The 23,383-nt window shown below is 70.2% G+C and carries 24 protein-coding genes and 1 pseudogene; 20 read left to right on the top strand and 5 right to left on the bottom strand.

Annotated features, from left to right (window positions below; all coding sequences use genetic code 11):
* Positions 1 to 15: 15 nt before the first annotated feature.
* Together ACY34J_RS17475 and ACY34J_RS17480 are read right to left on the bottom strand one after the other, a co-directional pair.
* Positions 16 to 2,904 carry a helix-turn-helix transcriptional regulator gene (locus ACY34J_RS17475; protein WP_462727468.1) on the bottom strand — a complete coding sequence of 963 codons (2,889 nt, stop codon included), beginning with the start codon at positions 2,902 to 2,904 and terminating at the stop codon, positions 16 to 18.
* A gap of 92 nt (positions 2,905 to 2,996) precedes the next feature.
* Positions 2,997 to 3,578, bottom strand: a complete 582-nt coding sequence (locus ACY34J_RS17480) for a hypothetical protein (protein WP_462727467.1) — start codon at positions 3,576 to 3,578, stop codon at positions 2,997 to 2,999.
* Between the two features lie 117 nt (positions 3,579 to 3,695).
* On the opposite strand from ACY34J_RS17480, the gene hemL reads away from it, so the two are divergent.
* The 8 genes from hemL to ACY34J_RS17520 all read left to right on the top strand — a co-directional run bounded on the left by hemL (position 3,696) and on the right by ACY34J_RS17520 (position 12,181).
* Positions 3,696 to 5,012: a glutamate-1-semialdehyde 2,1-aminomutase gene (gene hemL / locus ACY34J_RS17485; protein WP_462727466.1), complete on the top strand. Its 1,317-nt coding sequence runs from the start codon at positions 3,696 to 3,698 to the stop codon at positions 5,010 to 5,012.
* Between the two features lie 26 nt (positions 5,013 to 5,038).
* Complete coding sequence (locus tag ACY34J_RS17490) at positions 5,039 to 5,737, top strand: histidine phosphatase family protein (protein ID WP_462727465.1); 699 nt, start codon at positions 5,039 to 5,041, stop codon at positions 5,735 to 5,737.
* Between the two features lie 182 nt (positions 5,738 to 5,919).
* A complete protein-coding gene (locus tag ACY34J_RS17495) occupies positions 5,920 to 7,146 on the top strand; it encodes a polysaccharide deacetylase family protein (RefSeq protein ID WP_462727464.1) in 1,227 nt (408 codons plus the stop codon).
* 77 nt (positions 7,147 to 7,223) lie between these two features.
* Positions 7,224 to 7,844 carry a TlpA family protein disulfide reductase gene (locus tag ACY34J_RS17500; protein ID WP_462727463.1) on the top strand — a complete coding sequence of 207 codons (621 nt, stop codon included), beginning with the start codon at positions 7,224 to 7,226 and terminating at the stop codon, positions 7,842 to 7,844.
* Positions 7,845 to 7,875: 31 nt separating this feature from the next.
* Positions 7,876 to 8,613, top strand: coding sequence for a cytochrome c biogenesis CcdA family protein (locus ACY34J_RS17505; RefSeq protein WP_462727495.1), 738 nt, complete (start codon positions 7,876 to 7,878; stop codon positions 8,611 to 8,613).
* A gap of 3 nt (positions 8,614 to 8,616) precedes the next feature.
* Positions 8,617 to 10,533: a cytochrome c biogenesis protein ResB gene (resB, locus tag ACY34J_RS17510; RefSeq protein ID WP_462727462.1), complete on the top strand. Its 1,917-nt coding sequence runs from the start codon at positions 8,617 to 8,619 to the stop codon at positions 10,531 to 10,533.
* Positions 10,530 to 11,624 carry a c-type cytochrome biogenesis protein CcsB gene (gene ccsB / locus ACY34J_RS17515; RefSeq protein WP_462727461.1) on the top strand — a complete coding sequence of 365 codons (1,095 nt, stop codon included), beginning with the start codon at positions 10,530 to 10,532 and terminating at the stop codon, positions 11,622 to 11,624. Before resB ends, ccsB begins: the two co-directional genes overlap by 4 nt.
* 26 nt (positions 11,625 to 11,650) lie before the next feature.
* The gene (locus ACY34J_RS17520) at positions 11,651 to 12,181 is read left to right on the top strand and encodes an SRPBCC domain-containing protein (protein ID WP_462727460.1); all 531 of its coding nucleotides are present in this window, start codon (positions 11,651 to 11,653) and stop codon (positions 12,179 to 12,181) included.
* 66 nt (positions 12,182 to 12,247) lie between these two features.
* Here the strand turns inward: ACY34J_RS17520 and ACY34J_RS17525 are convergent.
* Together ACY34J_RS17525 and ACY34J_RS17530 are read right to left on the bottom strand one after the other, a co-directional pair.
* Positions 12,248 to 12,732, bottom strand: a pseudogene (locus ACY34J_RS17525) (DUF4291 family protein); the annotation flags it as partial.
* Positions 12,733 to 12,806: 74 nt separating this feature from the next.
* Positions 12,807 to 13,238 carry a PLD nuclease N-terminal domain-containing protein gene (locus tag ACY34J_RS17530; protein ID WP_462727459.1) on the bottom strand — a complete coding sequence of 144 codons (432 nt, stop codon included), beginning with the start codon at positions 13,236 to 13,238 and terminating at the stop codon, positions 12,807 to 12,809.
* A gap of 87 nt (positions 13,239 to 13,325) precedes the next feature.
* Here ACY34J_RS17530 and ACY34J_RS17535 point away from each other — a divergent pair, with 87 nt between their 5' ends.
* The 7 genes from ACY34J_RS17535 to ACY34J_RS17565 all read left to right on the top strand — a co-directional run bounded on the left by ACY34J_RS17535 (position 13,326) and on the right by ACY34J_RS17565 (position 19,459).
* Positions 13,326 to 14,777, top strand: coding sequence for a menaquinone biosynthesis decarboxylase (locus ACY34J_RS17535; RefSeq protein WP_462727458.1), 1,452 nt, complete (start codon positions 13,326 to 13,328; stop codon positions 14,775 to 14,777).
* Positions 14,778 to 14,871: 94 nt separating this feature from the next.
* The gene (gene mqnP / locus ACY34J_RS17540) at positions 14,872 to 15,792 is read left to right on the top strand and encodes a menaquinone biosynthesis prenyltransferase MqnP (RefSeq protein WP_462727494.1); all 921 of its coding nucleotides are present in this window, start codon (positions 14,872 to 14,874) and stop codon (positions 15,790 to 15,792) included.
* Between the two features lie 93 nt (positions 15,793 to 15,885).
* Complete coding sequence (locus tag ACY34J_RS17545; RefSeq protein ID WP_462727493.1) at positions 15,886 to 16,545, top strand: UbiX family flavin prenyltransferase; 660 nt, start codon at positions 15,886 to 15,888, stop codon at positions 16,543 to 16,545.
* A 103-nt stretch (positions 16,546 to 16,648) separates the two neighbouring features.
* Entirely contained in the window at positions 16,649 to 17,104 is a 456-nt protein-coding gene (locus ACY34J_RS17550) for an Lrp/AsnC family transcriptional regulator (RefSeq protein ID WP_462727457.1), read from the top strand.
* Positions 17,105 to 17,151: 47 nt separating this feature from the next.
* Positions 17,152 to 18,315 carry an aminofutalosine synthase MqnE gene (gene mqnE, locus ACY34J_RS17555; RefSeq protein WP_462727456.1) on the top strand — a complete coding sequence of 388 codons (1,164 nt, stop codon included), beginning with the start codon at positions 17,152 to 17,154 and terminating at the stop codon, positions 18,313 to 18,315.
* A gap of 106 nt (positions 18,316 to 18,421) precedes the next feature.
* Positions 18,422 to 19,072, top strand: coding sequence for a UdgX family uracil-DNA binding protein (locus ACY34J_RS17560; protein WP_462727455.1), 651 nt, complete (start codon positions 18,422 to 18,424; stop codon positions 19,070 to 19,072).
* A gap of 102 nt (positions 19,073 to 19,174) precedes the next feature.
* Complete coding sequence (locus tag ACY34J_RS17565; RefSeq protein ID WP_462727454.1) at positions 19,175 to 19,459, top strand: DUF4229 domain-containing protein; 285 nt, start codon at positions 19,175 to 19,177, stop codon at positions 19,457 to 19,459.
* 402 nt (positions 19,460 to 19,861) lie between these two features.
* Here ACY34J_RS17565 and ACY34J_RS17570 read toward each other — a convergent pair whose 3' ends face one another.
* The gene (locus ACY34J_RS17570; RefSeq protein ID WP_462727453.1) at positions 19,862 to 20,296 is read right to left on the bottom strand and encodes a cupin domain-containing protein; all 435 of its coding nucleotides are present in this window, start codon (positions 20,294 to 20,296) and stop codon (positions 19,862 to 19,864) included.
* Between the two features lie 422 nt (positions 20,297 to 20,718).
* Here ACY34J_RS17570 and ACY34J_RS17575 point away from each other — a divergent pair, with 422 nt between their 5' ends.
* From ACY34J_RS17575 to ACY34J_RS17595, 5 genes are all read left to right on the top strand, one after another.
* A complete protein-coding gene (locus ACY34J_RS17575; protein WP_462727452.1) occupies positions 20,719 to 21,243 on the top strand; it encodes a DUF899 family protein in 525 nt (174 codons plus the stop codon).
* Positions 21,244 to 21,589: 346 nt separating this feature from the next.
* On the top strand, positions 21,590 to 21,901 hold the full coding sequence (locus ACY34J_RS17580; protein ID WP_462727451.1) for a gas vesicle protein GvpO: 312 nt from the start codon (positions 21,590 to 21,592) through the stop codon (positions 21,899 to 21,901).
* 31 nt (positions 21,902 to 21,932) lie between these two features.
* Complete coding sequence (gene gvpJ, locus ACY34J_RS17585) at positions 21,933 to 22,370, top strand: gas vesicle protein GvpJ (RefSeq protein ID WP_462727450.1); 438 nt, start codon at positions 21,933 to 21,935, stop codon at positions 22,368 to 22,370.
* A gap of 3 nt (positions 22,371 to 22,373) precedes the next feature.
* Positions 22,374 to 23,141 carry a GvpL/GvpF family gas vesicle protein gene (locus tag ACY34J_RS17590; protein WP_462727449.1) on the top strand — a complete coding sequence of 256 codons (768 nt, stop codon included), beginning with the start codon at positions 22,374 to 22,376 and terminating at the stop codon, positions 23,139 to 23,141.
* 1 nt (position 23,142) lies between these two features.
* Positions 23,143 to 23,379 carry a gas vesicle protein GvpG gene (locus ACY34J_RS17595; RefSeq protein WP_462727448.1) on the top strand — a complete coding sequence of 79 codons (237 nt, stop codon included), beginning with the start codon at positions 23,143 to 23,145 and terminating at the stop codon, positions 23,377 to 23,379.
* The last annotated feature ends 4 nt before the right edge of the window (positions 23,380 to 23,383 follow it).

The following is a 23,383-nucleotide window of genomic DNA, read 5'->3' on the forward strand; positions in this document are numbered from 1 at the left end:
GCCCGTAGGAGAGGCTCAGGGCCGCTGGGCGACCGCGGAGGTGGCGTAGGCGCGCCCGGACAGCTCGACGGACAGCTCGGAGCGGCTGGAGACGCCCAGCTTCGCGCAGGCGTGGGCCAGATGGATATGGACCGTGCGCGGGGTGACGAACAGCGCCTGCGCGATCTCACGGTCGCTCAGCCCGCTCGCCGCCATCCGCGCGACGCGCAGCTCGCTGGGGCTGAGGGCGTCGACCCCGGCCCGTACGATCCGCCCCGGCCGTGCGCCGGCGGCGACGAGTTCCCCCCGGGCCAGCTCGGTCAGGGCCATGGCGCCGCACTGGTGGGCCAGGTCCATGCCGGCCTGCAGCGGTTCCCACGCGGCGCCCCGGTGCCCGAGTCTGCGCAGGGCCGTGCCGTAGTCGACGAGTGAGCGGGCGTGTTCCAGGTGCGCCCCCGAGCCGTCGAGTACGGACAGGCTCCGGCGCAGCAGTGCGAGCCCGTCGGGGCCGCCCTCCACCTGGGCCAGCGTGCGCTGGGCGATTCCGACCGCGCGGGGGGCTCCCCAGTGGAGCGCCAACTCCAGCTCCTCCCCGGCCTCCGCGCGGGCGTGCTCTCGTTGACCGGAGCGCAGCAGCGCCAGGGCCAGGCCGGAACGGTAGGCGAACATGGCGGGGTTCCAGGGCCGCCAGCCCTGGGCACCGCGGCGGCCGAGCTCCTCGAAGTCCGCGATCGCGTCCCCGGTGCGGCCCTGCGCCCGCCGCAGCTTGGCTCGCGCGTGCAGGACCCAGTTGTGCAGGAACCGCTCCGGGATCCTGCCGTCCCCGCCCGCCCGGTCCAGCGCGGCCTGCGCGGCCATCAGGTCCCCGCGCTCCACGAGCGATTCGACCAGTACCCCGAGCGGAACGAGCGCTATCTGGAATCCGGCCTGCAGACCGAGGTCGATCGCCGTACGCGCGTCGCTCTCCGCGTCGCGCAGCGCGCCGGTGTGCAGGCTGAGGAGGGAGCGGACGGCGTAGGCGCGCGCCGTGGCGACCGGTGAGCCGCGGCGGCGGGCGTCCTCCACGGCCCGCTCGGCGATCCGGGCCGCCTCCGGGAACGTGCCCGCGAAGATGAGCGGCAGGGCCGCGGTGGCCCAGAGCGAGGAATAGCGGGCCTGCTCGTCGAGCAAGCCGCGTTCGAACGCCCGCGTGGACAGGCGGCGCGCGGTGGCGGCACGGCCGGTACGCAGGCACTCCTCGGTCGCCATGGTCGCCAGCAGCGCCCGCTCGCCCCGGGCATCACGCACCGCGCCCGGGTCGAGGCGGCCGAGCCTGCCCGCGGCGTCGCTGTACTGCGAGGGCTCCATCATGGCGCTCTGGTGCAGCTCCGCCTCCAGCAGCGCGGCGGCGAGCGCGTCGCCGCGCCGGCCGGAGACCTCGTCGAGGGCGCGCCGGAGTACCTCCACGGCTTGGGCGTAGTTGCCGGGGGTGGCCAGTGCCAGGGCCAGATCCCGCGCCACGGCGGCCCGTTCCAGCGGGCCGGTGGTCAGTGGCTGGGCGTCCGTGAGGGAGCCGGCGGCGGTGGTGGGTCGTCCGGCGTGCAGTTCCGCGAGGCCGAGGTCGTGCAGCAGCGCGCCGCGTACGGCCGGTTCTACCGGCTCCCGCAGCGCGCGGCGCAGATACAGGGCCGCGGCTGCCGGGTCCCCGTGCCGCCCGGCCGTGCGGGCCGCCGTGCGCAGAGCCTGGACGGCCCAGGCGTCGTCGGGCCCCGCCACGGGTGCCGGGTCGGCCGTGAGCAGATGCACGGCGATGCGCTCGGGCGCCGCCGCCTGACTCGCCAGCAGCCGTGCGGCCCGGCCGTGCAGCACGGCCCGCTCGGCCGCCGCAATGCGGCCGGTCACGGCTGCTCGGACCAGTGGGTGGACGAAATCGACGGGGGGCCCGAGGCGCAGGATCTCCCGGGCCGCGAGCACGTCGGCGGCCACCGTGGCCTCGCGCCCGTTCAGGCCGGCCAGGGCCGCGGCCTGGTGCAGCTCGGCGTACGTACCCAGGACGGCGACGGCCCGGGCGAGGGCCGTCGCGGCCGGCGGAAGGCGGCTGAGCCGGCGCACCATGAGGGCCGAGGCCTGCCCCCCGGCGAGCTGCAGTACCCGCTGCGGCTGGTACGACTTCCCGGACCGTGCCCGCTCCCGGGCCAGTGCGGAGGCCAGCACCCCGCACAGGAACGGGTTGCCGGAGGTGAGCTCGTGGCAGGCGCGGATGAAGTCCGGCTCGCCCGGCGGGCCGCCCAGCCGCGCCTCCAGCAGGTCGGCGACTCCCCGCAGGCTCAGCGGGGCGGGCACGATGCGGTGCACCTCGGCCTGCTCGGTCACCGCCTCGACCAGCTCGGCGTACGCCGTGCCCACCGGTGGCCGGGCGGCGGTGACCACGAGCACGGGCAGCTCGGCCATCCGCCGCTGCAGATAGGCCAGGAACCGCAGGGAGGCCGGGTCGGCCCAGTGCACATCATCGACGACCAGTGCCAGCGGGCCGCGCAGGGAGAGGTTGACGCAGACCCAGTAGAGCCCGTGGGTCACCGCGAAGGCCGAGTCCGCGGCGGGCGTCTCCTCAGGCTCCGCCAGACCCAGCACCGGCGCCGCCACCGCGGCGGCACCCTGAAGCAGCGACGCCCGCTCACGCTCCGACAGCCTGCGCAGCGCGGGCTCGAAGAGCCGGCGGACGACCCCGTACGGAAGGTGCTGCTCGAGTTCGCTGCCCCGCGCGGAAAGGGACTCCACCCCGCGGATGGCGAACTGGTCCTGGGCGCTCTCCAGCAGGCTGGTCTTGCCGATGCCCGCCGGGCCGACGACAACAGCGGCGCATCCCCTACCGGCCAGTGCGGCCTCGACCAGTGTCCGCAGTCGGCCCAGCTCGCGCTCCCGTTCGAGGAGATGGCCATAAGCCACGACACCACTCTATGGGCGGTTTCCTTCGGTGGTCGCCGCAAATGTCCTGAAAGTGCCGGGTCAGGGGCCGCCGGGCCGGGCTGTAGCCCAGGTCAGGGCCAGACCAGGCAGTACGGCTGGTGGCCGGCCTCGTGCAGCCGGTGGGAGAAGTCCTGCCATTCGTGCAGCAGCTGGTAGACGTTGAACGCGTCCTGCGGGCCGCCGCGGTCCGGGACGGTGGACCAGATGAAGGCCGCCGCGCCGACCGCCTCCTCGCCCACTCCGCGCAGCGGGTCGACGACCGTCATCGGCAGCTTGACCACGGCGTAGTCCGGGTGCAGGACGACGAGCTCGAGCGGCGGCACCTTGTGCAGGGGTATGCCTTCGATGCCGGTGAGGACCATCGCGGCCATCGTCTCCGGCTTGATCTTGGTGAACATGCCACCCATGCCCAGCTCGTCTCCGCCGAGCTCCTCAGGGCGCATGGAAATCGGGACCCGAGCGGCGGTCGCTCCGTCGGGTGCACCGAAGTACTTGTAGGTCACCCCCACACGTCCACCCCTGCTCCCACTCTTGCTCCGAGCCTCGTGCTCGGACCCGCGCTCACGCCCCCGCCCCCGCCGGTGACGCCCTCGATGGGCGCGCTCGGGGCCGAGGCCGTCGGTCCCCTCACCCAGTTCGCCACCGCGCTGCATGTTTACCACCCGACCACTCGCGACGTCCGCCGCGCAACCCGATCATCGTGTCAGAGACCTCCCCCGCGCGCGGGCCGCGAAACGCCCGGCGGCACCTCCCTGTCCGGCTCTGACACCATGGCTTGCGTGAGCTATCCGTACGAAGCCCCAGTTTCGCAGACGCTTTTCGACCGTGCGGCCGTCGTGACACCCGGCGGCGTGAACTCGCCCGTGCGCGCCTTCCGCGCCGTGGGTGGTACGCCCCGGTTCATGGTCTCGGGTACCGGTCCGTACCTGACCGACGCCGATGGCCGCGAGTATGTCGACCTCGTATGTTCGTGGGGGCCGATGATCCTCGGCCACGCCCACCCGGCGGTCCTCGAGGCGGTGCAGGCCGCCGTGGCCCGCGGCACCTCCTTCGGTACGCCCGGCGAGGGCGAGGTCGCACTCGCCGAGGAGATCGTCGAGCGGGTCGCGCCCGTCGAGCAGGTGCGCCTGGTGTCGTCGGGCACCGAGGCGACGATGTCGGCGATCCGGCTCGCCCGCGGGTTCACCGGCCGCTCGAAGGTGATCAAGTTCGCCGGCTGCTACCACGGGCATGTGGACGCGCTGCTGGCCGCTGCCGGCTCCGGGGTCGCAACCTTCGGGCTGCCGGACACCCCCGGCGTCACGGGCGCGCAGGCCGGCGACACGATCGTGCTGCCGTATAACGACCTCGACGCCGTACGGCAGGCATTCGCCCGCCACCCGGGCGAGATCGCATGTGTGATCACCGAGGCGTCCCCGGGCAACATGGGCGTCGTGCCGCCGCTGCCGGGCTTCAACGCCGGGCTGAAGTCGCTGTGCGCGGAGAGCGGTGCGCTGTACATCTCCGACGAGGTCATGACCGGCTTCCGGGTGAGCAAGGCGGGCTGGTACGGCATCGACGGTGTGGAACCGGATCTGATGACGTTCGGCAAGGTCATGGGCGGGGGCTTCCCGGCCGCGGCCTTCGGCGGCCGTGCCGATGTGATGGCTCACCTCGCCCCCGCCGGCCCCGTCTACCAGGCCGGCACCCTCTCCGGGAACCCGATCGCGACCGCCGCGGGCCTGGCGCAGCTGCGGCTGCTGGACGACGCCGCCTACGAGAAGGTGGACGCGGTCTCCGCCGAGGTGCGGGGCCTGGTGACCGACGCGCTGGCCAAGGAGGGCGTGGCCCACCGGCTGCAGACGGCCGGCAACATGTTCTCCGTCTTCTTCACCGACGAAGACGTCACCAACTACGACGAGGCCAAGGCCCAGCAGGCGTACCGTTTCACCGCCTTCTTCCATGCGATGCTCTCCCAGGGCGTCTACCTTCCCCCGTCGGCCTTCGAGTCCTGGTTCGTGTCCACGGCGCACGACGCCGCCGCGATCGAGCGCATCGCGGCCGCGCTGCCGGCCGCGGCGCGGGCTGCCGCCGAGGCTTCCGCATGATGGCTGGTTCCAGCGAAGAGAGCAGGATGAGCACGAGTTCCGCGAGTACCGCGAGCGACGCGATCACCGTCGTCCATCTGATGCGGCACGGTGAGGTGAAGAACCCGGACGGCGTGCTCTACGGGCGTCGGCCGGGCTACCACCTCTCCGAGCTGGGCCGGCAGATGGCGGACCGGGTCGCCGAGTATCTCGCCGACCGCGACATCCGGTACGTCGTCGCCTCCCCGCTGGAGCGGGCGCAGGAGACGGCGGAGCCGATCGCCAAGTCACACTCCCTCGACGTGGCGACCGACGAGCGTCTGATCGAGGCTGCCAACGTCTTCGAGGGCAAGACCTTCGGAGTGGGTGACGGTGCGCTGCGGCGGCCCGGCAACTGGAGGTACCTCACCAACCCCTTCCGGCCCTCCTGGGGCGAGCCGTACATCGAGCAGGTCGTACGGATGATGGCGGCGCTGTCCGCGGCGCGGGATGCCGCCCGCGGGCACGAGGCGGTGGCCGTCAGCCACCAGCTGCCGATCTGGATCGTGCGCAGTTTCGCCGAGCGGCGACGGCTGTGGCATGACCCGCGCAAGCGGCAGTGCACCCTGGCCAGCGTGACCTCGTTCACCTTCCAGGGCGACAAGCTCGTCTCGGTGGGGTACAGCGAGCCCGCCCGGGACCTGGTGCCGCCGCATCTGCTCGCGGGCGCCAAGCCGGTGAAGGGCACCAAGGGGTTCGGGGCCTGACCCGGCGCGTCGGCGCGGACGCGTGAATGCGGACGCTTGCCGAGCGGACGCGTGACAATTCGACGAACGCGTAACAAGCACCCCTCCACCCGGTTCCCCCCGGAACCCGCCGGTTCGCCACGCCCTCTCGACCATTGCCCGTTCGTTGCGGATGCGGGCGTGGCGAGCCGGATAGGGGTGGGATGGTCATGATCAGTCGACGTGGGCTGCTCGGAATGGGGCTGGGTGCGGCGGCATCCTTGGGCGTCGCGGGCTGCGGCCTCGGCGGGCGGCACGCCACGGTGGTCAGCGACAGGGGTGGGCGGCCGCAGCCGCGGCCGATCGGGGACGGTTCGACGGCCGATTACGGGTCGCAGCCGCACCAGCCGAAGCCCGAGCGGCTGGAACCCGGCCAGACGCCGCCCCAGTTCGTGATCTTCTCCTGGGACGGTGCGGGAGAGGTCGGCAAGGGGCTCTTTCCGCGCTTCCGTAAGCTCGCCAAGGACCACGGCGCGTCGATGACGTTCTTCCTCTCCGGGCTGTATCTGCTGCCGGAGTCGAAGAAGAGCCTTTACCGGCCGCCGAACAACCCGGTCGGGACATCCGACATTGGCTACCTCACCGACGAGCACATCCGGATGACCCTGGAGAACCTGCGCCTGGCCTGGCTGGAGGGCCATGAGATAGGCACCCACTTCAACGGCCACTTCTGCGGCACCGGTCCGGGTTCGGTGGCGCACTGGACGCCCGACCAGTGGCAGTCGGAGATCGACCAGGCAATGTCCTTCGTCACACAGTGGCGGACCAACACCGGGTTCACCGACCTCAAGCCGCTGCCCTTCGACTACCGCAAGGAGTTGGTCGGCGGCCGTACCCCCTGTCTGCTGGGGCAGGACAACCTGCTGCCGACGGCGGGGCGGCTCGGCTGGCGCTACGACGCGAGCTCCCCGGGCGGGGAGCAGATGTGGCCCACCAAGAAGCAGGGCATATGGGACCTTCCGCTGCAGCGCATACCCTTCCCCGGGCGCAGCTTCCAGGTCCTGTCGATGGACTACAACATGATGGCCAACCAGTCGCTGAACGCGACGCAGAGCGACCCGGCGAAGTACCCGGCCTGGGAGCAGCAGGCCCGCGACTGCTATATCGCCGGGTTCCAGCGCGCGTACGAGACCAACCGCGCGCCGTTGTTCATCGGCAACCACTTCGAGCAGTGGAACGGCGGCATCTACATGAACGCCGTCGAGGATGCCTTCAAGCACATCGTCCGCGCCGCCGAGACATCGAAGACGATGGACGTACGGCTGGTGTCCTTCCGGCAGTTCGTGGACTGGCTGGACACCCAGGATCCGAAGGTGCTCGCCAAGCTGCGCGGGCTCGGCGTCGGCGAGCGCCCGCCGGGCGGCTGGAAGGCGTATCTGTCGGGCGCGTGAACACCCGCGACAGGGGTTTTCGTGGGGGTTGAGGGGGGTGCGGAAGATCCCCGATAGGCCCATGCGAAACTTTTCACATGTTTGCCGACCCCGCCCACCGACGCCGCTCGTCCAGCCGTCGTACCGCTGTGGCAGCCGCAGGCATTGCGGCCGCCGCGCTGGTGCTGTCCGCCTGCGGCGGCGGTGGCGAAACGTCCGGCGGGTCCGCCGGTACGAAGTTCGTCCAGGGCACCGGCGGCATCGACACCGTCAAGAAGGGCGAGCGGAAGCCGCTCCCGGACATCTCGGGCACGACGCTCGACGGCGCCAAGCTCGACCTGGCCGACTTCAAGGGCAAGATCCTTGTGATCAATGTCTGGGGCTCGTGGTGCGCGCCGTGCCGGGCCGAGATGCCGCACCTGGTCAAGGTGGCCGGCGCCACCAAGGACAAGGGCGTGCAGTTCGTCGGGATCAACACCCGGGACCCGAACAAGCCGCCGGCCGTGATGTTCCAGAAGGAATTCAAGGTTCCGTACCCGAGCCTGTACGACCCCGTGGGCAAGCTGATGCTGCGCTTCCCTGCGGGCAGCCTGAACCCGAAGGCGATTCCGTCCACCATCATCGTGGACCGGAACGGCAAGATCGCGGCGCGCGCGCTCAAGCCACTCGCCGAGGACGAGCTGCGCAAGACGCTCGACCCGCTCATCGCGGAGAAGTGATCGCGTGATCGCGCTCACCGCCGACACCGGAATGAACCAGACCGTCCTCAGCGGGGCTCTGCTGCTCGCACTGCCCGTCGCGGTCCTCGGCGGCCTGGTCTCCTTCTTCTCGCCGTGCGTGCTGCCGCTCGTGCCCGGATATCTGTCGTATGTCACCGGGGTCAGCGGCACCGACCTGGCCGAGGCCCGGCGCGGACGGATGGCGGCCGGGGCCTCCCTCTTCGTCCTCGGCTTCACCGCCGTCTTCGTCTCCTACGGCACGCTCTTCGGCAACATCGGCCTGACGCTGGAGGAGCACAAGGCGACGATCTCCAGAGTGCTGGGGGCCGTCACGATCGTGATGGGCCTGGCCTTCATGGGCGTCCTCGGCGGGTTCACCCAGCGGGAGCTGCGCTTCCACAAGAAGCCGGCGATGGGGCTGGTGGGCGCGCCGCTGCTCGGGGTGCTGTTCGGCGTCGGGTGGACACCGTGCATCGGACCGACGCTCGCCGCCGTCAACGCCCTGGCCTTCAACGAGGCGAGCGCGGGCCGCGGTGCCCTGCTCACCGTCGCGTACTGTGTCGGACTCGGACTGCCCTTCATCCTGGCCGCCGTTGCCTTCCGACGTGCGCTGGGGGCGTTCAGCTGGTTCAAGCAGCACTATGTGTGGGTGATGCGGACCGGCGGGCTGATGCTGGTCGCGGTCGGCGCCCTGCTGGTCACGGGGATCTGGGACCGCATGATCGCTGCCCTGCAGGTCTGGTCGAACAACTTCACTCCGGGGATCTGAACCATGCCCAAGACCGAGACGGATGCCGTTGCCGCCGAGGCGCCGGAGGAGGCTGACCTCGGCGCTGCCGGGTCCCAGCTGTCCACCACCCCGGTCGAGTCGACCGTCCTCCCCGACCTGGGTGTGATCGGATGGATCCGCTGGTTCTGGCGGCAGCTCACCTCGATGCGGGTCGCGCTGATCCTGCTCTTCCTCCTCTCGCTCGCCTCCGTCCCCGGCTCGCTGGTCCCGCAAGCGAGTGTCGACCCGATGAAGGTCCAGGACTTCCGGGACTCCCATGAGACGCTCGCGCCGCTCTACGACAAGCTCGGGCTCTTTCACGTCTACAGCTCGGTGTGGTTCTCGGCGATCTACATCCTGCTGTTCATCTCTCTCATCGGCTGCATCGTTCCGCGCAGCTGGCAGTTCGTCGGGCAGCTGCGCGGCCGCCCGCCGGCCGCCCCGCGCCGGCTGACCCGGCTGCCCGCGTACACGACATGGCGCACCGACGCCGAGCCGGGGCAGGTCCTCGACGCCGCTCAGCGGATGCTGGGCAGGCGCCGGTTCCGCGCCCACACGGCGGGTGACGCGGTCGCCGCCGAGAAGGGCTATCTCCGGGAGGCGGGCAACCTCGTCTTCCATGTCGCACTGATCGTGATGCTGGTGGCCTTCGCCGTCGGGCAGCTGTGGAAGTCCGAGGGCGGCAAGCTGATCGTGGACGGCGACGGCTTCGCCAACACGCTCACCCAGTACGACGACTTCAAGTCCGGCAGCCTCTTCGACAGTGACAACCTCGCCCCCTTCGGCTTCTCGCTGCACGGCTTCGACGCCGGCTACGAGCGGTCGGGCCCGCAGAAGGGCACCCCCCGTACGTTCCGCGCCCACGTCAAGTACTGGGAGGGCGCGGACGGCAAGGAGCACACCGACGTCATCGAGGTCAACAAGCCCCTCGACATCGCCGGCAACCGGGTCTACCTCATCGGCCACGGCTATGCGCCGATCGTCACCGTCCGGGACGGGCAGGGCGACATCGCCTACAAGGGTCCGGTGCCCTTCCTGCCGCAGGACGGCAATCTCACCTCCGTCGGCGTGATCAAGGTCCCCGACTACCGCGACAAGAGCGGCAAGAAGGACCAACTGGGCTTCCAGGGGCGCTTCACCCCCACCTACGCGCTGGACGCCGTCCGCGGTCCGCACTCCTCCTTCCCCGCGCTGGACTACCCGGTGCTGTCGCTGAACGCCTTCCACGGCAGCCTCGGTATCGACTCCGGGCTGCCGCAGAACGTGTACCAGCTCGACACCCGGAAGATGGTGCAGTTCAAGGACAACAAGACCGGGGACTTCCTCCGCAAGGCGCTGCGGCCCGGTGAGACCTTCACCCTTCCCAACGGGGCGGGTTCCCTGACCTTCGACGGTGTGAAGACCTGGGCCAGCTTCCAGATCTCCTACCAGCCGGCCAATGGCGCCGCGCTCGTCGGTGCGGTCGCCGCGCTGCTGGGCCTAGCGGCCTCGCTGTTCATCCAGCGCCGCCGGGTGTGGGTGCGGGCGGTCCGCGGCGAGGACGGTACGACAGTGGTCGAGATGGCCGGACTCGGCCGCAGCGAGTCCGCCAAGCTCCCGGAGGAGCTGGCCGACCTGGCGATGGCCCTGCAGGCCCAAGCCCCAGCCTCGCCGGACGACACCTCGGCCCAGGAGGGCCCTGCGGACCGACGCCCCGACGAGCCCGCGGAGGACTCCAAGGACGGGCCTGCCGAGGACTCCAAGGACGAGCCCGCCGGGGCCGAGGCCTCTCAGGACCAACCCGCGGAGGCTTCCGAGGGTGGTGTCTCCGCAGACGAGCCCGCAGGGGATCCCGAGGGCGAACCCAAGAACGATCCCGCGGACGACCGACCGGCCTCCGAACCGACCTGTGCAGATCCTGCTGAAGGAGCGCGCGCGTGAATCTCGCTGTCGCAGCCAACGAGAACATGGCCCATATCAGCAACGTGCTGATCTATTCGGCGATGGCGGTCTACACCCTCGCCTTCCTCGCGCATATCGCCGAGTGGGTGTTCGGCAGCCGCAGCGCGGTGGGCCGCACGGCCGCCGCCCTCACCGAGACCGGAGCCGACACCACCGCCGCCAAGGCCACCGCGCAGGGCTCCGCCCAGGCCGGCGGCACCGCCGTACTCGAGCGCCCCAAGGTCGTCACCCGCTCCGCCGCCGGCACCCGCGATGTCGCGGACGGCCCCGGCGCGGCGGGCACCAGCGAGCAGGGCGATCTGTACGGCCGGATCGCCGTCTCACTGACCGTGCTGGCCTTCCTGGTCCACGCGGGCGGTGTGGTCGCCCGCGCGCTGTCGGTCGAGCGCGCGCCGTGGGGCAACATGTACGAGTTCTCCACCACCTTCTCGGCCGTCGCCGTCGCCGCGTACCTCATCCTGCTCGCGCTGGGCAAGAATGTGCGCTGGATCGGACTCCCCCTGGTCACGACCGTCCTCCTCGATCTCGGTCTCGCCGTCAGTGTCTTGTACACCGCAAGCGACCAGTTGGTTCCCGCGCTCCATTCCTACTGGCTCTGGATCCACGTCTCCTGCGCGATCGTCTCCGGCGCGGTCCTCTACCTCGGCGCCGTCGGTGCGCTGCTCTACCTCTTCCGCGACCGCTACGAGGCCAAGCTCGCCGCCCCGGCCCTCCAGCAGCCCACCGGCATCGCCTCCTCCGTGCTGGGGCGTCTGCCGTCGGCGGCCAGCCTCGACAAGTTCTCGTACCGCATCAACGCCACGGTCTTCCCGCTGTGGACCTTCACGATCATCGCGGGCGCGATCTGGGCCGAGGCCGCCTGGGGCCGCTACTGGGGCTGGGACCCCAAGGAGGTCTGGTCCTTCATCACCTGGGTCGCATACGCCTGCTATCTGCACGCCCGCGCCACCGCCGGCTGGAAGGGCCGCAAGGCTGCCTACCTGGCCCTCATCGCCTTCGGCTGCTACCTGTTCAACTACTACGGCGTGAACATCTTCATCACCGGAAAGCACTCATACGCGGGCATCTGACCGCGTAACGGGTGCAGGCTGGTGCCATGAGCGCGATCCCGGACTTCGGCGCCACCGCTTACGGCACCAGTCAGACCCTCGGCGAGACCCACATCCTCCGGTTCGAGCTGCACTACCCTCACCCGCTGGAGCAGGTCTGGGCCGCCATCGCCACCCCCGAGGGTCTGCCGACCTGGCTGGCCTCCGCCCACACCCTCGAACCCATCGTCGGCGGGGTGGTCTCGCTCCGCTGGCTCAACACCGACGAGCAAGGCAACAGCACCGTCGCCGCCGGGACCATCACCGCCTGGGCGCCGCCCCGGCTGGCCGAGTTCTCGCTCGACGTCCACGGCCGGGTCCTCTTCCAGCTCGAACCCGACCCCATCCTGCTCGGCACGCTGGTCCGCTTCACCAACGAGATCACCGGCCCGGACGAGGAGCGCGTGAGCCGCCTCGCCGGCTGGCACGAGCACTTCGAGTACCTCGACCAGGCCCTGGCCGGACACCCGGTCGACTGGACGGCCTGGACCCCCCAGCGTTGGCGCGAGCTCTACGCGGAATACGCCCGCAATCCGTAGCCCGTAGCCCGTAGCCCGTAGCCCGTAGCTCGTAGCACACGGCGCAGTCCTGCAAATCGGGCGCCATCAGGCCGCAGGCGCATCGCCCAGATGCGCCGGCATTTCGTCCGCCGCCGGATACAGGCCCTCGACCGGCAGCAGCCCCGCCGCCGCCTCCAACTGCCCCCGCTCCACGAGCTCGTGGATCCGGTGCGCCAGTGGCGTCACATCAGTGATCGAGACCGTCCACTCATCGGCGTAAGCGCGGGCCGCCTCTCCGGACAGCCCCAACTGCAAGGAGCGATACGGCAATGGCCGCGGCCGCATATCACGCTCCGGATCCCGCCCTCCTCGCCCGCCTTCGGCGAGGAGGTGCCCAACCCGGGTCGGCGCGGTCTACAACTGCCGCTTCCACGTGGCCCGTCCGGATGGACCCTGCGGTGGAAGTGCGACAGACAGGCGTGGCGCAGCGCCCACTCGAACCCCGCGCGGTCGATCTCGATGGCCGGCACACGTTCCTGTCCGGGCTTGGTGGCCCAGCCGCGGCGATACATCATCCACAGGAACGACGGGAATTACACGAGGCGCGGCTCCACGTCGACCCAAACCGTCGACCCAAACCGTCGGCCCAACCGGCAGAAAAACGTCAGGACTTGGGCGAGTCCGGCGAAGCGTCCTCAGGGCCCGTACCGGCGCCGGAACCGTTCTCCCTGCCCTCCCTGCGCCGCAGTTCCTCCTCGCGCCGCCGCAGGTCCGCCTCCCAGTCCTTCAGCAGCGACTCGTCCTGCTTGTTCTGGTCGCGCAGTTGGTGCAGGAATTCGGGATTGTCATCGGGTGCGACCCAGGTGGACCGGTGGTTGCGGTGCCACTCCGAAGGCGTGCTGCCACCCGCGGGCGCGTGCCGCAGCTTGCCCGCGGCCAGCCAGACGATCGGCCCGACGATGGAGAAGAGCAGGATGATGATGACCCACACCACCTTGGGGAGGTGGCGGACCTCGTCCTCCGGGGTGTTGAGGCAGTCGATGAAGGCGAAGATCGTCAGCGCCAGTATCAGGATGAACGGCAAGTATCTGATCACGGTGGAAAAAGGCCCCCTGCTGCGGTGACGGGCCGCCGTCGGCCCCGGTGACACCCCAAGGTTAGTGCGTGGCCGATACTGGGGCGTATGGCTTACGACGATCTTCGCTCGCTCCTGCGGTCGCTGGAGCGTGAGGGCGACCTCAAGCGCATCAAGACCGAGGTCGACCCGTACCTGGAAGTCGGGGAGATCGTCGACCGGGTGAACAAGGCGGGCGGGCCCGCGCTGCTCTTCGAGAACGTCAAGGGCTCGGCGATGCCGCTCGCCATGAACGTCTACGGCACCGACCGTCGCCTCCTCAAGGCGCTCGGGCTGAAGTCCTATGACGAGATCAGCGAGAAGATCGGCGGACTCCTCAAGCCCGAACTGCCGCACGGATTCGTCGGCATGCGGGAGGCGTTCGGCAAGCTCGGCAGCATGGCGCACGTGCCGCCGAAGAAGGTGAAGGACGCGCCCTGTCAGGAAGTTGTCCGCACCGGGGACGAGGTGGACCTGGACGCGCTTCCGGCGCTGTTCACCTGGCCCGAGGACGGCGGGTCGTTCTTCAACCTCGGCCTGACGCACACCAAGGACCCTGAGAGCGGCGTACGCAATCTCGGCCTCTACCGCCTCCAGCGCCACGACCGCCGCACGATCGGCATGCACTGGCAGATCCACAAGGACAGCCGCAACCACTACCAGGTGGCCGCGCGACGCGGTGAGAAGCTGCCGGTCGCGATCGCCTTCGGCTGTCCGCCGGCCGTGACGTACGCCTCCACCGCGCCGCTGCCGGGCGACATCGACGAGTACCTCTTCGCCGGTTTCGTCCAGGGCAAGCGGATCGAGATGGTGGACTGCAAGACGGTGCCGCTGCAGGTTCCGGCCAACGCCGAGGTCATCCTCGAGGGCTGGCTGGAGCCCGGAAAGATGCTGCCCGAGGGCCCCTTCGGCGACCACACCGGCTTCTACACGCCCCAGGAGCCGTTCCCCGCGCTCACCATCGACTGCGTCACGATGCGCCGCCGCCCGCTGCTGCAGTCGATCGTCGTGGGCCGGCCGCCGACCGAGGACGGGCCGCTGGGCCGGGCGACCGAGCGGTTCTTCCTGCCGCTGCTCAAGATCATCGTGCCGGACATCGTGGACTACCACCTCCCCGAAGCGGGCGGCTTCCACAACTGTGCGATCGTCTCGATCGACAAGAAGTACCCCAAGCACGCGCAGAAGGTCATGCACGCCATCTGGGGCGCGCACATGATGTCGCTGACCAAGCTGATCGTCGTGGTCGACGCCGACTGCGATGTGCACGATCTGCACGAGGTGGCCTGGCGGGCGCTGGGCAACACCGACTACGCCCGCGACCTGACCGTCGTCGAGGGCCCGGTCGACCACCTCGACCATGCCTCGTACCAGCAGTTCTGGGGCGGTAAGGCGGGCATCGACGCCACCGCGAAGTGGCCGGAGGAGGGCTATACGCGGGACAGCGGCTGGCCGAACATGGTCCAGTCCGACCCGGCTGTCGCCGAGCGGGTGACCAAGCGTTGGAAGGAGTACGGACTGTGAGGCGCGGGTCCACCAAGGGGAACGGCGGCGCGGAGACGGGATTTCCCGGCTTCCGCGGGGACGGTCCGGGGCTGTGACGTCGGCCGCCGAAGGAATCCTCGGCCCTGGCAGCAGTGACGGCCGCGGGCCCCGCGCCGGCGGGGGTGAGCCGGTCCGCGCGTTCTTGCGGCTGGTGATGATCGAGCACTCGGTCTTCGCGCTGCCCTTCGCCTACATCGCCTCGCTCACCGCGATGTACCTCGACGACGGGCACGTCCACTGGTGGCAGCTCTTCCTCGTCACCGTGGCGATGGTGGGCCTGCGTACCTTCGCGATGGCCTGCAACCGGATCATCGACCGCGAGATCGACGCCCGCAATCCACGTACGGCCGGCCGCGAGCTGGTCACCGGCGCGGTGTCCGTACGGTCCGCGTGGACCGGCGCGATCGTCGCCGTCATGATCTTCCTGGGGGCCGCGGCGCTGCTGAACCCGCTGTGCCTGGCGTTGGCGCCGGTCGCCGTCGTACCGATGGTGGTCTATCCGTACGGCAAGCGGTTCACCGACTTTCCGCACGCCATCCTCGGGCTGGCGCAAGCCATGGGCCCGATCGGCGCATGGCTCGCGGTGACCGGAGTCTGGTCGTGGGACGCGGCGGTCCTCGGCCTCGCCGTCGGCATCTGGATCGGCGGGTTCGACCTGATCTTCGGCTGCCAGGATGTGGCGGCCGACCGCGCGGAGGGTGTGAAGTCCGTCCCCGCCCGCTTCGGCATCGCCGCGGCGCTGTACGGCGCCCGCGCCTGCCACGTCCTCACCACGCTGCTGCTCGCCTGGTACGGGGCGGTCACGGGCGCGGGCACGTTCTTCTGGGCGGGGCTGCTGATCGTCGCGGTCGCCTTCGTCTACGAGCACTCGATCGTGAAGCCGGACGATCTGTCCCGCCTGAACCGGGCGTTCTTCACGACCAACGGTTTCATCGGCGTCATGCTCTTCCTATGTGCGCTGGCGGACCTCCTGGTGCGTGGGCTGGCGGTGTAGCCGGCCACTGGGCGGCCCTTCGCCTTCTTGAGAACGGTTAGGCTCGCTCCCGTGGAGTCGCCGCACAACGATGAGAACAACGACGGCCCGGCACTGCCACGACGGCCGTGGGTCGTCGGCGTGTCCGGTGCCTCCGGTACCCCCTACGCCGCCGCAGTGCTGCGTGCGCTGCTGCACGCGGGCGAGGCGGTGGATCTGATCGTCAGCCGCGCCTCCCGGCTCACCCTCAAGGACGAGACGGGCATCTCCTTCCGCGACGCGCACTGGCGCGAGGACCTGCGCGGCTGGCTGGCGCGCGGCGCCGACGGCACCCCGGACCGCTTCGAGGCCGAGCTGCCGGACCTGGAGAACGTACGGCACTGGGCCGCCGGGGACCTGGCCGCGGGGCCGTCGTCGGGCTCGTACCCGGTCAAGGGCATGCTGATCGTTCCGGCGAGCACCGCCTGCGTGGCCGGGGTCGCGCTGGGCCTGTCGAAGGACCTGCTGCAGCGCACCGCGAGCGTGACGCTGAAGGAGCGCCGCCGGCTCGTGGTCGCGGTGCGCGAGGCTCCGCTGAACGGGCAGACGCTCAGGCACCTGGTGACGCTGGACGACGCGGGCGCGGCGGTGGTCCCCGCCTCACCCGGCTTCTACGCGGGCGCCACGCACATCCAGGACCTGGTGGACTTCGTCGCCGGGCGCGTGCTGGACGCGGCGGGGGTGCCGCACAAGCTCTACACCCGGTGGGACGGCGAGCTGGGAGGCGCCCGCTGAGGTGACTTCCACCATCCGGACCTTCGCAGGGCAGGTCCCCTGCATGCCTTAGATTTGCTCGTAAACTCTTGATGTTGCTGAATATGTGGAAGGCTCCAGGCACATGGACGCGGTGGACAGGCAGCTCATCCAGGCCCTTCGGGAGAACGGCCGGGCCTCGTACGCGGAGCTCGGGCGGCTCGTCGGCCTCTCCGGGCCCAGCGTCACGGACCGGATCAACCGCCTGGAGGCCGCGGGTGTGATCACCGGCTACCGCGCGACCGTCGACTCCGCGTCGCTCGGCCTCGGCGTCACCGCCCTCATCGGCATCTCGCTCTCCGACGCCGCCGACCACGAGGATGTGGCACGCCGCCTGCGCGACCTCGCCGAGATCGAGGACTGCTGGTTCATCGCGGGCGACGACTCCTACATGCTCAAGGTCCGTGCCACCGATGTGGACGGCCTGGAGAAGACCATCCGGCGGCTCTCCGGCACCAAGGGCGTCTCCCGTACGCGGACGACGATCGTGCTCTCCACCAAGTGGGAAAACCGGGTCGGGGAGTTGCCCGAGAACGTCTAGGGCTACGCTCAGGTAGACCACGAAGCACCACGTTGGGAGGCGGCCGGATGGACGCGGGGCTCAAACGCGAGCTGGAGGAGAAGGTCCACGCCGGGGAGCGGCTGACCCGCGAGGACGGCATCGCCCTCTATGAGTGCGACGATCTCGCATGGCTGGGCGGTCTCGCCCACCACGTACGGACGCGGAAGAACGGCGACGTCGTCCACTTCAACGTCAACCGCCACCTCAACATGACCAACGTGTGCACGGCGTCCTGCGCCTACTGCTCGTTCCAGCGCAAGCCGGGCGAGAAGGACGCGTACACCATGCGCATCGAGGAGGCCGTCCGCCTCGCCAAGGCGATGGAGAACGACAACCTCACCGAGCTGCACATCGTCAACGGCCTCCACCCCACCCTGCCGTGGCGCTACTACCCGCGGTCGCTGCGCGAGCTGAAGAAGGCCCTGCCGAACGTCTCTCTGAAGGCCTTCACCGCCACCGAGATCCACCACTTCGAGACGATCTCCGGACTGACCGCGTCCGAGATCCTCGACGAGCTGATCGACGCCGGCCTGGAGTCGCTGACCGGCGGCGGCGCCGAGATCTTCGACTGGGAGGTCCGGCAGCACATCGTCGACCACAAGACCCACTGGGAGGACTGGTCGCGCATCCACCGCCTCGCGCACCAGAAGGGTCTGAAGACCCCGTGCACGATGCTGTACGGGCACATCGAGGAGCCCCGGCACCGCGTCGACCACGTGCTGAGGCTGCGTGAGCTGCAGGACGAGACCGGCGGCTTCCAGGTCTTCATCCCGCTGCGCTACCAGCACGACTTCGTGGACATGAAGGACGGCAAGGTCCGTAACCGGCTCCAGGCCCGTACCACCATGGCCACCGGCGCGGAGGCGCTGAAGACCTTCGCCGTCTCCCGGCTGCTGTTCGACAACATCAAGCACGTCAAGGTCTTCTGGGTGATGCACGGCGTCTCCACCGCCCAGCTCGCGCTGCAGCACGGCGCGGACGACATGGACGGCTCGGTCGTCGAGTACAAGATCACGCACGATGCGGACAACTTCGGCACGCCGAACAAGCTGACCCGCGACGACCTGCTGGAGCTGATCCGCGACGCCGGCTTCCGGCCGGTCGAGCGGAACACCCGCTACGAGGTCATCCGCGAGTACCCGGGGCCGGACGCCGACCGGCGGGAGACCCCGCAGCCGATGCGCGTCTGACACGCTCCCCCAGCTGCCGCTGGGGGTGCCCCCAGCGGCGCGCGCTTTACCGCGTCCGTTCACGGGCGGGTGGGGCTGACCCGGGAATACGGGGTACCCGGCCGCCATGACCGGCACCGGGACCCACGCCCCCGAGGACGCGTACGACGCGACGCCCTTCGTGCCGCACGACGCCGACCTCAGCGCGCTGCGCGAAGCAGGGGCCGGCTGCCGGGGCTGCCCGCTGCACGAGAACGCGACGCAGACCGTGTTCAGCTCGGGTGATGCCGACGCCCGCGTCATGCTCGTGGGGGAGCAGCCGGGCGATCAGGAGGACCGGCGCGGCCAGCCGTTCGTCGGCCCCGCCGGCAAGATCCTCATGCGGGCGCTCGACGAGGCGGGCATCGACCCGACCGACACGTACGTCACCAACGCCGTCAAGCACTTCAAGTTCGGGTACGTCGCGGAGCGCGGTAAGCGGCGCATCCACAAACCGCCCAGCCTGCGCGAGATCACCGCCTGCCGGCCCTGGCTCAACGCCGAGCTGGCCCTGGTCGACCCCGAGGTGATCGTGGCCCTCGGCGCGACGGCCGGGAAGGCGCTGCTGGGGTCGTCCTTCCGGGTGTCCAAGCAGCGTGGGATGCTGCTCGACCGCCCCGAGGAGCCACCGGTCGTCGCCACCATCCACCCGTCCGCGGTGCTGCGCGCCGACGACCGCGAGGAGATGTACGCGGGCCTGGTCGCCGACCTTCGCGTCGCCGCTCGGGCGCTGGCGTGAGACCCCACTCGTCAGACCCCCGCCGTGATCGGTAACGGGACATGCTTCACTGGTCTGTGACCCCAGCCCCCATTCGGCCACGTTGAGAAGAAGGTCCCGTCCGTGAACAGCAAGCAGCACGCAACCCTCCGCTACACCGCGATGCGCCTCGGCATCTTCGCCGGCTGCTTCCTCGCCGTCTGGGGCCTCACCTACCTGCGGATTCTTCCGGCCGGACTGGGCGACTCCAACCTGCTGTGGGTGCTGCTGCTGGCGCTCGTCCTCTCCGCGCCACTCAGCTGGGTGCTGCTGCGCAAGCAGCGCGAGGCCATGTCCCAGCAGATCGCCGAGCGGGTGGACCGGGCCAAGGAGCGGCTGGTGGCGAACCAGACCCAGGAAGACCTGTAGTAAGGCTGCAAGGCGCCGGATCGGCCTCGTAGTGGGCCTACTCGGTCGATCGGGCAACGCAGCAGATGGCCGTGCCAGGGCGGCGAGCGGGGCAACCCTGGCTGACGCGGCACTAGGCCATCGGCGTGTCCTCGAGACGGCGTTACCCGTCTCAGCGCTTGGACGATTACGGTGAGATCGTATCGTGCGCTACTCCGTCGAGCGCATCGGGGGCGTTGGCCCCTGGGCGTCGACATCGCGCTGAGCTGCGGCATTGACACGGAGCCGGCGTGCGCTGTCCGCACGTGATCCCAGAGAGGAAGCCCTCGCCAGCGGGCTGTCTGTTCGCCGCCGCACGCGCCTCGGGGCAAAGGCCCCGGCGGTCACTGCTCGATGAAGGGCGTAGAGCCGCAGCCGCAGTGATCACTGGAAGGGGCAGCCGGGGTTCGGCGCATCCTCGGAGAACGGAGCGCCGTGCGGCAGGACGTACAGCACGTCCAGGACGAGCGGTGTGTCACCCAGGTTGCGGCCGATGTGGACGTGGGCGGCTCCGGCCGGTTCCTGAATGGTGCTGCCTGTGCGGTACACGCCGTCGGAGGCGCAGGTGGAGTCGAAGTGGCTGAGGGTGCCCTGCTTGACGATGCCGTACAGCGGGCCGTCGTGGTAGTGCCAGCCGGTGCCCTGCCCGGGCGGGATGGTGATCTCTCGCAGGGTGTAGTCGGTGCCGTTCACGGTGGTCTGACTGATCACGCGGGCGGTGACCCCCGGTCCCGGAGGCGTGGCCTGGGCGGTGCCGCAGACCAGGACGGTGGCGGCGGTCACCGCCCCGGTTATGGCGGTGCGGAGCGCGTGGCGCATCTGGGCCTCCTGTAGGTACGAGAGCGGGTACCGCCGTGAACATACGGCCACGCAGGGGCTGTTGGGGCCGGAATCCGCGCATCCGCAGCCGGCCTTGGGCGGCGGCGCCTCCTGAGGGAGGAGGATGCCCCGGTCCGTCACTCCTCGCCGCCCTCTGGATGCCTGCCGAGTCTCAAAGGGTGGGTCACAGCCCGTTCGTGCCCTGGGGCCTTGCGACCGATCTTGGCGAGCTGCGTTTTCGCCGGTCCGGCTGCTGGTTGCCGTCAGAGTGCCGAGTCGGCACAGGCATGCCACCAGACTCGGTTCCTTGCCCATCGGCGTGCGCCCGTGCCGGTGGCGTCCGACCCTGGACGCATGGGGTCCAGCTGAGCAGCGCCCCCCTCACCCCTGGACCAGCGCATGAGCTCGGACTGAAGTGGAAGGTGAACGTTGACCATGAAGACACCCCCGATCGTTTCGCCGCAACAGTGGGAGGCCGCGCGGACCACGCTTGCCGCGGCTGCTCCATGGTGGGCGACCACGTCGGCCACCTTGCCCATCTGAATGCTCGCGACACCAGTCTCGTGTTCGTCTCGCGCGCGCCGCAGCCGGAGATCGAGCGTGTGAAGGCGCGGATGGGCTGGACGATGCCCTGGTACACGATCACCGACGATTTCGACACCGACTTCGGAGTGGACCTGTGGCATGGCACGAACGCGTTCATCCGCGATGGAGACAGGGTGTTCCGCACCTACTTCATCAACGCCCGCGGTGACGAGGCATTGGGGAGCACGTGGAGCTACCTCGACATGACTGCGCTCGGGCGGCAGGAGACATGGGAGGACTCGCCGGAGGGCTATCCCCAAACCCCGCCGTACGAATGGTGGAACTGGCACGACGAATACGGAGACGCCGAGCCGGCGCAGGAGTGGCTGGCCCAAACCCGCCGAGGCCGCCAGCCTGACTGAGCTTCGTCTGGCGGCGGAGCGGTCGAGTGGCGGTTGCGAACTCACCCGAGTCGCGGCAGGTCAGGACCGCTGGGCTCGGCGTTCTACCACCCATGGGCGCATCGGTCGGGCTCAGCCGGAACCGGCATCTGCCACATTGCCGCAGGCCGGCGGCGTGGGCTGAGCGCTTCAGTTGGCGAGTCCCGCCAGATGGGGCGCTCCTGCGGCCACCGCGTAACGGCGTAGCGCCCACGAACGTACGAAGCCCCCCGTCCCGCACCGGGACCGGGGCTTTGTGCTGTGTGCGACGCCCCGTCCGGCCCAGCCCAGCGCGCGCGGGCGCTGAGGCGACGGCAGAGTGAGGGACATGGCGGAGCGAGAAGGGCGCCCCCGCGCCAAGGCAGGTGCGCCAGAGCGCACCAAGGTGCACGGGCCCGAGGAAGCGGCCAGGACGGCCTGCCGACGGCTCGCGGGGCTGATCAAGCACACCCCTGAGGGGGTGTCAGCCGTGCGCCGGGCGGATGACGGATGGCACGTCAGCGTGGACGTCCTGGAGGTGCCTCGTATCCCTGACACCACGAGCCTGCTCGCCACCTACGAGGTGTACCTCGGTCAGGACGGCGGGCTCCTGGAGTACCGCAGGGTACGCCGCTACCGACGTGGCGCCGCGGACGACTGACCGCCGCCCGAACCCCAGGAGGAACGCCACCATGCCCACCACGGCCTACACCGACGAGGTCGTCTGCATCCCGCGGGCAGGCACTCTCTACGACGTCCTCGAACTCATCCTCGACCGCGGCATGGTGATCGACGTCTTCGTCCGGGTCTCCCTGGTCGGCATCGAGATCCTCAAGATCGACGCACGTATTTGCGTTGCCAGTGTGGACACGTATCTGCGGTTCGCCGAAGTCTGCAACCGCCTGGACCTGGAGGCGGATACCAGGAGCAGGACGGTGCCCGAGCTGTTCGGCGAGGCCGGAGGCGGCGTCGCCGAACAGCTCGGCAAGCGCAAGGTCAAGAAGGCGGCGAAGACCGTGGAGAGAAAGGCCAAGGAAGCCATCGGGGTCGGCGAGGAGAAGGAGGGCGAGAAGGAGGAGCGTCCTCGGCCTCGCGCTACGACCCGCAGGCGCCGCTTGGAGGAGGACTGATCCATGGCAGCACGCGGTGTGTACGTGTACGGGATCGTCCGCGTCGGCCATCCCGGTCCGTGGCGGCACTCGGGCGTCGGCGCTCCCGCCGACCGCGTGCGCCTGCTGACCGTCGGCCGGGTGGCCGCGGTGGTCAGCGACGTCCCGGAGGGGCTGCGGGCGCGTCGGCGCGATCTGCTGGCGCATCAGGAGCTGCTGCTCGCGCTCGCGCAGGATGGGCCGGTGCTGCCCATGCGCTTCGGCATGATCTCGGAGAGCGAGGAGTCCGTACGCCGGCAGCTGGAAGCGGCCGGGAGCGACCATCTGTCGTCCCTGGAACGCCTCGACGGCAGGCTCGAGATGAACCTCAAGGCACTGCCCGTACAGGATTCCCCCGATGCGCTGGGCGCGCTGATCCGTCAGGACTCGCACGTACGACGGCTTCGGGAGGAGGCCCGTCTGCGTCCCGGGTACGAGGCCAACCTCCGGCTCGGCGAGGCGGTGGTGGCGGGGCTGACGCGCAGGGCCGCCGAGGCGGCGCAGCGGGCACGGGGTGAACTGGCCCGGCTGGCCGAAGCGACCACGACCGGTCCGGAGGTGGCCGGCTGTGTGCTCAACACCTCCTTCCTCGTGGCCGGGCCGGAGGTCGACCGATTCCGCGACGCGGCGCAGCGCCTCGCGGCCGTCCATCGCGACCGTGCCGAGCTGCGGATCACCGGCCCGCTGCCCTGCTACAGCTTCGTCGACTGCGATCCCCGTCCCCGGCCCGAGCCCGTAGCCGCAGGGATGTGACATGGGCATCGTGACCGAGGTGCTGCTCCTGCCGCTGGCACCCGTACGAGGAGTTCTGTGGGTGGCGGACCGGCTGGCCGACGCGGCTGAACACCAGCTGCACGACCCGGCGGTCATCCGCGCCCGGCTCGGCGCTCTGAACGAGGCCCTCGAAGCGGGAGAAATCACGATCGAAGAGTTCGAACGCGAAGAGGAGAAACTGCTCGACCTGCTCGAGCGGCGGCCCCACCCCGCCTGACCGG

The sequence above is a fragment of the Streptomyces sp. HSS9-12 genome (genome assembly GCF_054963655.1).